Source organism: Pseudomonas tehranensis, from assembly GCF_014268615.1.
Taxonomy (GTDB): domain Bacteria; phylum Pseudomonadota; class Gammaproteobacteria; order Pseudomonadales; family Pseudomonadaceae; genus Aquipseudomonas; species Aquipseudomonas tehranensis.
Genome location: NZ_JABWQV010000232.1, coordinates 1 through 7,945, shown reverse-complemented (window position 1 = coordinate 7,945; position 7,945 = coordinate 1). Strand labels below are relative to the sequence as shown.

Below are 7,945 nucleotides of genomic sequence, written 5' to 3'. Positions count from 1 at the left end.
CCCCCCCCCCCCCCGGAGCCGGGCGTCGAACGGCTGACCGCCGTGCCGTTCAGTGCCGAAACCCGATTGTCCGGTGTCGATTATCAGGGCCGGGTGTACCGCAAGGGCGCCGTGGATTCGCTGCTGAGTTTTATCGGCCTGTCGAAAAGCGAACTGCCACCTGCCCTGGCGCGGGAGGTGGACAAGATCGCCCAGAGCGGCGGCACCCCATTGTTGGTGTGCGTCGACGGCAGACTGCTGGGGGCGATTCATCTGAAGGACGTGGTCAAGCCCGGTATCCGCGAGCGCTTTGCCGAGCTGCGCAAGTTGGGGATTCGCACGGTGATGGTCACCGGCGACAACCCACTGACCGCCGCCGCCATTGCTGCCGAGGCCGGCGTCGATGACGTGCTGGCCGAGGCCACACCGGAGAAAAAACTGGCGCGCATCCGTCATGAGCAGAATGACGGTCGTCTGGTGGCGATGTGTGGTGACGGTGCCAACGATGCGCCGGCCCTGGCCCAGGCTGATGTCGGCATGGCGATGAACGACGGCACACAGGCGGCGCGAGAGGCGGCCAACATGGTCGATCTGGACAGCGATCCGACCAAGTTGCTGGACGTGGTGCAAATCGGCAAGGAACTGCTGGTGACCCGTGGGGCCTTGACGACGTTTTCCATCGCCAACGACATCGCCAAGTACTTCGCCATCCTGCCGGCGCTATTTGCTTCGATTTATCCACAACTGGGTGTGCTGAACGTGATGCACCTGAGCAGCCCGCAAAGCGCGATTCTGTCGGCCATTGTGTTCAACGCCTTGATCATCGTGGTGCTGATCCCGTTGGCGTTGCGTGGCGTGCGGGTGCAAGCCGCCAGCGCGGCGGCGCTGCTGCGGCGCAATCTATTGATTTATGGGTTGGGCGGGATCGTGGTGCCGTTTGTGGGCATCAAGGCGATCGACCTGTTGCTGACGGCGTTGGGGTTGGTTTGAGCAGTTAACCAACGCTCACCTTGTGGGAGCAAGGCTTGCCCGCGATGAACGATGACGCGGTGTGAGTTCAGACCGAGGTGCCTGCATCGCGAGCAAGCTTGGCTCCCACAAAGTGGTTCCCACAGGTAGTTTTTTCATTCAATTCGAGGATATTTGGATGTCCACTCTGATACGCCCGGCCCTGAGCCTATTGCTTCTGATGACCCTGATCACCGGCGTTGCGTACCCGTTGCTGGTTACGGGCGTGGCGCAAGTCGCCTTTCCCGCCCAGGCCAACGGCAGCCTGATCGTTGATGCCGACGGCAAGGTCCGTGGCTCTCTGTTGATCGCCCAGGATTTCCAGGGCGATGCCTGGTTCCATCCACGTCCATCGGCGGGTGCTTTCGCTACGGTAGCCAGCGGCGCCAGCAACTTTTCCCCGAGCAATCCGGCCCTGGCCGCGCGGGTGATCGATGACGCCCAGGCATTGCAAGTGCCCGGTCAAGGCCCGGTGCCGTTGGCGCTTCTGACCACCTCGGCCAGCGGACTGGATCCGCACTTGCCACCGGCAGCGATTGCCTATCAACTGGCGCGTGTCGCCGCCGCACGCCATCTGCCGGTGTCGACCGTGCAGCAACTGCTCGACACTCACATCGAGCAACCGCTGGTGGGGCCGCGGGTGGTGAATGTGCTGGCGTTGAACCTGGCGCTGGAAAAACTGTAGACCCCTGTGGGAGTGGAGCCTGTGGGAGCAAAGTGGAACCTGTGAGAGCAACGTCTGTGGGAGCAAAGCTTGCTCGCGATGAACGATAACGCGGTTTCGCAGTTAAACCGTGTCGTCCTGATCGCGAGCAAGCTTTGCTCCCACAGGGCTTGCTCCCACAAGGCCTGCTTTTCCACAGGGCTTGCTCCCACAGGGCGTTTGATCAACATATGAAAGAGAACCCGAACACATGAGCGACTCCGGCCGTGCCGACGCACTGTTAGCCAAGCTGCCCCGTAACGATCGTGGTCGGCTCAAGGTCTTCCTGGGTGCGTCGCCGGGTGTCGGCAAGACCTACGCCATGCTACAGGCGGCCCACACGCAACTGCGCCAAGGTGTCAGGGTGGTCGCCGGCGTGGTGGAGACTCACGGCCGCAGTGAGACTGAGGCGCTGCTCGGCGGTCTGGTGCAGCAGCCGCTGGTGCGTTCGGAGTATCGCGGTGTGATGCTCGAGGAAATGGACCTTGATGGTTTGCTCGCGACTCGACCGGCCTTGGTACTGGTGGACGAACTGGCCCACAGCAACGCGCCCGGCAGCCGACACGCCAAACGCTGGCAAGACATTCAGGAATTGCTGGCCGCCGGCATCGATGTCTACACCACCGTCAACGTCCAGCACCTGGAAAGTCTCAACGATCAGGTGCGCGGTATCACCGGCGTGCAGGTTCGCGAGACGCTGCCCGACTGGGTCCTGCAAGAGGCCGATGAATTACTGTTGATTGACCTGCCACCGCGCGAGCTGCTGGAGCGCCTGCGCGATGGCAAGGTGTATGTGCCGGAACAGGCGCGCGCAGCGATCGATGCATTTTTCAGTCAGACCAACCTCACCGCATTGCGTGAGCTGGCCATGCAAACCGCCGCGGCCCAGGTGGACAACGATCTTGCCCAAGGCTATCGGCAACTGGGCCAGGCGGCTCCGGCGATGCGGGGGCGATTGTTGGTGGGGGTCGACGGTGATGACCAGGCCGAGCGTCTGGTACGCCACGCCAGCCGTGTCGCCCAGCGTCGGCATCTTCCCTGGAGCCTGGTACACGTGGACAACGGCAGCACGCGGGACGAGCCGTCGCGTCAGCGCCTGCAAAATGCCCAGCAACTGGCCGAGCGCCTGGGCGGGGAAGTGGTGCTGCTACGGGCCGGTGAAGTCGCCAGGACCCTGATCCAGCACGCCACCGAACGTCGCGCCACGCTGGTGCTGGTGGGGCAGTCCAGGCGGCGTCTGCGCCGGCGGCTGTTCGGTGGTGGCTTGGCTTCGCGTTTGCTGCGCGACGCCATGGGGCTGGAAATCAACGTCCTGGACCGCGATCAACAGCCCCCGGCGGCCCGCGTGCGTTCAAATGCTGTCCTGAGCGGTTTCGACTACGTGCTGGCGCTGTTGGCGACGGCGGCGGCCAGTGCGCTGGCGTGGGGGGTCTCCGGGCTTCTTCCCTTGCCCAACATTTCCCTGGTGTTTCTGATGGCGGTGTTGCTGGTGGCGGTTCGCAGCAGCCTCGGCCCGGCGCTGGCCTGCGCGGCGCTGTCGTTCCTGGCCTATGACTTTCTGTTCATCCCACCGAATTTTTCCTTCACCATCCAGCGTGAAGAAGACGTGCTCACCCTGGTGTTCTTCTTGCTCATGGCCGCCCTGACCGGCAATCTTGCGGCGCGCCAGCGACGTCAGTTGCAGGCGCTGCGCGAAACCCAGCAGGAAACCGGCGAGCTACTTGACCTGTCCCGTAAATTGACCGCCGCCACCGACCGCCAGGCGGTGATCAGCGCCGCCGCGCAACACCTCAACGGTTGGCACGACCTGCAACTGTGCCTGCTCAACCGTGACGGCCAGGGCGGCTGGAAGGTCGAGACGACTGAACCGTTGACTTTCACCGAAGCTGAACGCGCGGCCGCCGATTGGGCTTGGCAACACGACCAACCGGCCGGCGCCGGCACCGGGACACTGCCGTCTGGACGCTGGTGGTGGTGGCCGTTGTCGACAGAGGAGGGCCCGCTGGCGTTGCTGGGCGTTTGCCCGAAAGAAGGCAAGCCGTTGAGCGGCCAGCGGCGTCGTCTGTTGGCGGCCCTCAGTCAGCCACTGGCGCAGGCCCTGGCTCGGGCGCAACTGGCCCAGGATCTGGAAGCAGCACGCCTGCACGGCGAAACGGAGCAACTGCGCAGTGCGTTGTTGGCGTCGGTGTCCCACGATTTGCGCACGCCGCTGACCTCCATGCGCGGCAGTATCGACAGCCTGTTGGCGTTGGGAGAGGCGATCCCGCTGGCCGATCGCCGCGAACTGCTGGAAGGCACCCGTGATGAAGCTGAGCGCCTGGATCGCTATATCCAGAACTTGCTGGACATGACTCGTCTCGGCCATGGGGCTCTGAAGCTGGCGCGGGACTGGGTATCGCCGGCCGATATTGTCGGCAGCGCGTTGAGCCGGCTGCGGGCGGTGCTGGCACCGTTGACGGTGGGCATCGAAGTGCCTGCCGAGTTGCCGTTGTTGTATGTTCACGCGGCGTTGATCGAACAGGCCTTGGTGAACGTGCTGGAGAACGCCGCACGATTTTCACCGACTCACGGGCGACTGCTGCTGAGCGCAGGGGCGACGGACAGCGAAGTGTTTTTCGCCGTGGCCGACGAGGGGCCCGGGATCCCTGAAGAAGAGCGCGAGAAAATCTTCGACATGTTCTATACCGCTGCGCGCGGGGATCGTGGTGGGCAGGGGACGGGGCTGGGGCTGGCGATCTGTCAGGGCATGGTCGGTGCCCATGGCGGGCGGATCAGCGTGGACACTGGCCTGGACGGGCGCGGTACCTGCATCACCCTGCACCTACCATTACAGACACAACCGGGCCTGGACGATGAAGCCTGAGCGGCGCTGGGTTACTCTCTTTTCATCTGATTGCCTTTCCACCTGATTGCATTGAACGGACTTCATGAGCCAGACCGCGACCCTTTTGGTCATCGATGACGAACCGCAGATCCGCAAATTCCTGCGCATCAGCCTGTCTTCCCAAGGCTACAAGGTGCTCGAAGCTGGCACCGGCGCCGAAGGCCTGGCCCAGGCGGCGCTGAACAAGCCCGATTTGCTGGTGCTCGACCTGGGCCTGCCGGACATGGACGGCCAGCAGGTACTGCGCGAGTTTCGCCAATGGTCCACGGTGCCGGTGCTGGTGCTCTCGGTGCGGGCCAGCGAAGCGCAGAAAGTCGAGGCGCTGGACAACGGCGCCAATGATTACGTCACTAAGCCGTTCGGCATTCAGGAGTTCCTGGCGCGCATTCGTGCCTTGTTGCGTCAGGCCCCGGCAGGCGAGGCGCGGGAAGCGGCGCTAACGTTCGGTCCGCTGACGGTGGACCTGGCTTATCGCCGGGTCCTGCTCGATGGCACCGAAGTGGCCCTGACCCGCAAGGAATACGCCGTGCTGGCGCAACTGGCGCGCCATCCTGGGCGGGTCATTACCCAGCAGCAATTGCTCAAGGATATTTGGGGCCCGACCCACACCGAGGACACCCATTACCTGCGAATCGTGGTCGGTCATCTGCGGCAAAAACTGGCCGACGACCCGACCCGGCCCCGGTTCATTGCGACCGAGGCGGGAGTTGGGTATCGGTTGTTGGGGGAGGGTGGTGTTTAACCACAAGGCTTCAAGCCAAGCGCTATTGTGGCCAGGGGATTTATCCCCGCCGGGGTGCGAAGGAGCCCTAAAACCTGAACACTCGGTGTGTCAGACAGAAATCCTGTCTGATGCCTTTTTCGGGGCTGCTTCGCACCCCAGCGGGGATAAATCCCCTCGCCACAGAGTTTAGTGTCACATTCAGTTCTGCTCATTCTCATACCGGTCCAGCGTATCGCTGGCAATCTCCCGCCCTAGCGCGATCAGCTCCGGTGCTTTGTAGAACTCGAAAAACCGGCACACCCGTTTCGGCACGTTGATCAGCACATCCGGTGGATACCCGGCGATCTTGTACTGGGCCAGGGACGTCTGCATTACCTCGAAACTCTGGTTGATCAAGTCCAGCAGCGAGGCCGGGCCAACGTTGTCGATGATGAACGAACCGGTCGCTGATTTCGGCGCACCTTCGGACTCCGGCGCGGCGGCCGGTTGCTGGCCCTCGGGCTCGGCGGATTCCAGCCATGGGTTGATTTCGGCGGCTTCGGCCTTTAACGCTTCCTGTTCCAGCAGCAGCAACTGCTCGGCTTGCTTGCGCCGGAACGGCAGACGCGAGCCCAGGGAACTGACGAGGGTGTCGAAGCGACGTTTGAACGCTGCGGGGCGCTGGATGACCGGCAGTCGGTATTGTTTCTGGTTGGTGGCGTTGAGGTTGACCGCAATGATCAGATCGCAATGGCTCGACACCACTGGCACGATGGGCAACGGATTGAGCAGGCCGCCATCCACCAGCATGCGGTTGCCCTGCATCACGGGGGTGAACAGGCTGGGAATCGCCGCCGAGGCGCGCATTGCCTGATGCAGGCAGCCTTCCTGGAACCAGATTTCCTGCTGATTGGTCAGGTCGGTGGCCACGGCAGTGTAGGGAATACGCAGGTCTTCGATATTGAGTTCGCCGACGATCTTGCGTATCTGCCCGAAGACTTTCTCGCCGCGAATCGCCCCCAGGCGAAAGCTGACGTCCACCAGCCGCAGCACATCCAGGTAATCCAGGCTTTCGATCCAGTTACGGTAGTCATCGAGCTTGCCCGCGGCATAGATCCCGCCCACCACGGCGCCCATGGAGCAACCGGCAATACAGGCGATGTCATAGCCACGGCGTTCGATTTCTTCGATCACCCCGATATGGGCGTAGCCCCGGGCGCCACCCGATCCCAGTACCAATGCGACACGTTTTGTCATGACCCGACCTCTTGTCAAACAGACTTTAACAATGCACTTATCGACGGCTGGGCTCAATCGTTGTGGCACAGGTGTCGTTTTTTGATACGCCGCGCCGGCATTTGCGTATGCTCGCCCACACTTGAATTTACGCGGTCGGGCATTGGCACTTTTTGCGGGCTGGACCGTCTTACTTGCACGACTGTTGACCTGACTTGAGGTGTAATTGATGAAAGCCCGGATTTGTCTGCCCCTGGTGGCATCCTTGATGGTGTTGGCCCTGGCCGGTTGTGCCGGCAAGACCGCTTACCGCGACAGTTGCGGCAGCCAGCTCGACAGTGCCTGGCGTGAACTGGATCTGGCCAAGGCCGAAGGTTTTGCCGGCACTGTGAGTTACTCCAAGGCCTTGTCGCTGTTGACCGGCGCCAAGACTCAGCAGCAGTTCGAGGCATTTGAGGGGTGCACCAAAAAGGCCGAGAAGGCCCGTTTCTACATTCGCGAATCCCGTGCAGGACGATAAAAGCAGCGGCAAGCGCTAAGCTGCAAGCCACAAGAGGGGCATGCGGCGCGCCCCTCACGTGAAGCTGTACAGCTTGACCCTCAATGCTGCGTACGGAGTACGTCCCCATGATTGATCGGCTGGTGGCCCGGATACTGGGTCTGGAAGTCCGGCTGCTGGCTTGTCAGGCCCGCCTCAATGCCCATACCGACAGTGAAGCCTTGCATGACCTGCGGACCACGGTTCGCCGTTTGCGCAGCTTGCTTCGTCCGTTGCGCGGGTTGCCCGGTGTCGAGCAACTGGAAACGGCGGCTTCGGCGGTCGGCGCGCTGACTACGCCCCTGCGTGACCGGGAAGTGCTGGCCGCCTACCTTGAGCAGCACGGCAAGATCGAAGCCGCGCGGCGGCGCCAGGTGCAAATGGCCGATGCTTATCCCGCCGTTGCCGGCAGCCCGGAGCTGGCGCAATTGCTGATGGTGCTTGATGCTTTCCCGCGCTTCATTCGCGCGGCGCAACGTCAGGACCTGCTTAAAGGTTTGCGCAAACGCATCGAAAAGCGTCTGGACAAGCAATGGAAAAAACTCGGTGAAGCCTTGGACGATCCGGCCCATGATCGCCATCGTTTGCGGCTGCTGATCAAGCGCGTGCGCTACGCCATTGAAGCCTACCCCGAACTTGACCGCCTGCCCGAAGCGGCCATGCCACGGCTCAAGTCCGCCCAAGGCGCACTGGGGGACTGGCATGATTGCTGGCAATGGCTGGCCAGGGCCAAGCAGGAAAGCGACTTGCAATCCTGTGTGCCGGTCTGGCTCAGCACCATGGAAAAGGCCGAGGCCAAGTCCGATAAAGTGCTCGATAAACTCGTTGCCAGTTGCTTCAAAAAATCCTGAGTCCTACTGATCTTCCCTTGTGGGAGCGGGCTTGCTCGCGAAG

The 7,945-nt window shown here is 62.5% G+C and carries 7 protein-coding genes; 6 read left to right on the top strand and 1 reads right to left on the bottom strand.

The window, feature by feature from the left end; genetic code table 11:
* The 4 genes from HU811_RS22540 to HU811_RS22525 all read left to right on the top strand — a co-directional run.
* Nucleotides 1-969 (top strand): HAD-IC family P-type ATPase (locus HU811_RS22540; RefSeq protein WP_186658164.1); only part of this gene is annotated, 969 nt, incomplete at its 5' end.
* Nucleotides 970-1,126: 157 nt separating this feature from the next.
* Entirely contained in the window at nt 1,127-1,672 is a 546-nt protein-coding gene (kdpC, locus tag HU811_RS22535) for a potassium-transporting ATPase subunit KdpC (protein WP_186658163.1), read from the top strand.
* Nucleotides 1,673-1,901: 229 nt separating this feature from the next.
* Nucleotides 1,902-4,553: a DUF4118 domain-containing protein gene (locus HU811_RS22530; protein ID WP_186658162.1), complete on the top strand. Its 2,652-nt coding sequence runs from the start codon at nt 1,902-1,904 to the stop codon at nt 4,551-4,553.
* 64 nt (nt 4,554-4,617) lie between these two features.
* On the top strand, nt 4,618-5,316 hold the full coding sequence (locus HU811_RS22525; RefSeq protein ID WP_186658161.1) for a response regulator: 699 nt from the start codon (nt 4,618-4,620) through the stop codon (nt 5,314-5,316).
* A gap of 180 nt (nt 5,317-5,496) precedes the next feature.
* On the opposite strand, the gene HU811_RS22520 is transcribed toward HU811_RS22525, so the two are convergent.
* A complete protein-coding gene (locus HU811_RS22520; protein WP_047226339.1) occupies nt 5,497-6,534 on the bottom strand; it encodes a patatin-like phospholipase family protein in 1,038 nt (345 codons plus the stop codon).
* A 208-nt stretch (nt 6,535-6,742) separates the two neighbouring features.
* Between HU811_RS22520 and HU811_RS22515 the strand changes: the two genes are divergently transcribed.
* Complete coding sequence (locus HU811_RS22515; protein WP_039588883.1) at nt 6,743-7,033, top strand: hypothetical protein; 291 nt, start codon at nt 6,743-6,745, stop codon at nt 7,031-7,033.
* 107 nt (nt 7,034-7,140) lie between these two features.
* Nucleotides 7,141-7,902 (top strand): CHAD domain-containing protein, encoded by a 762-nt coding sequence (locus tag HU811_RS22510; protein ID WP_092397697.1) that lies wholly within the window; start codon nt 7,141-7,143, stop codon nt 7,900-7,902.
* Nucleotides 7,903-7,945: the final 43 nt, after the last annotated feature.

Excerpts from the sequence above, each read along its gene's own strand:
- kdpC (WP_186658163.1), top strand. The coding sequence starts at position 1,127 with ATGTCCACTCTGATACGCCCGGCCCTGAGCCTATTGCTTCTGATGACC.
- HU811_RS22530 (WP_186658162.1), top strand. The coding sequence starts at position 1,902 with ATGAGCGACTCCGGCCGTGCCGACGCACTGTTAGCCAAGCTGCCCCGT.
- HU811_RS22525 (WP_186658161.1), top strand. The coding sequence starts at position 4,618 with ATGAGCCAGACCGCGACCCTTTTGGTCATCGATGACGAACCGCAGATC.
- HU811_RS22520 (WP_047226339.1), bottom strand. The coding sequence starts at position 6,534 with ATGACAAAACGTGTCGCATTGGTACTGGGATCGGGTGGCGCCCGGGGC.
- HU811_RS22515 (WP_039588883.1), top strand. The coding sequence starts at position 6,743 with ATGAAAGCCCGGATTTGTCTGCCCCTGGTGGCATCCTTGATGGTGTTG.
- HU811_RS22510 (WP_092397697.1), top strand. The coding sequence starts at position 7,141 with ATGATTGATCGGCTGGTGGCCCGGATACTGGGTCTGGAAGTCCGGCTG.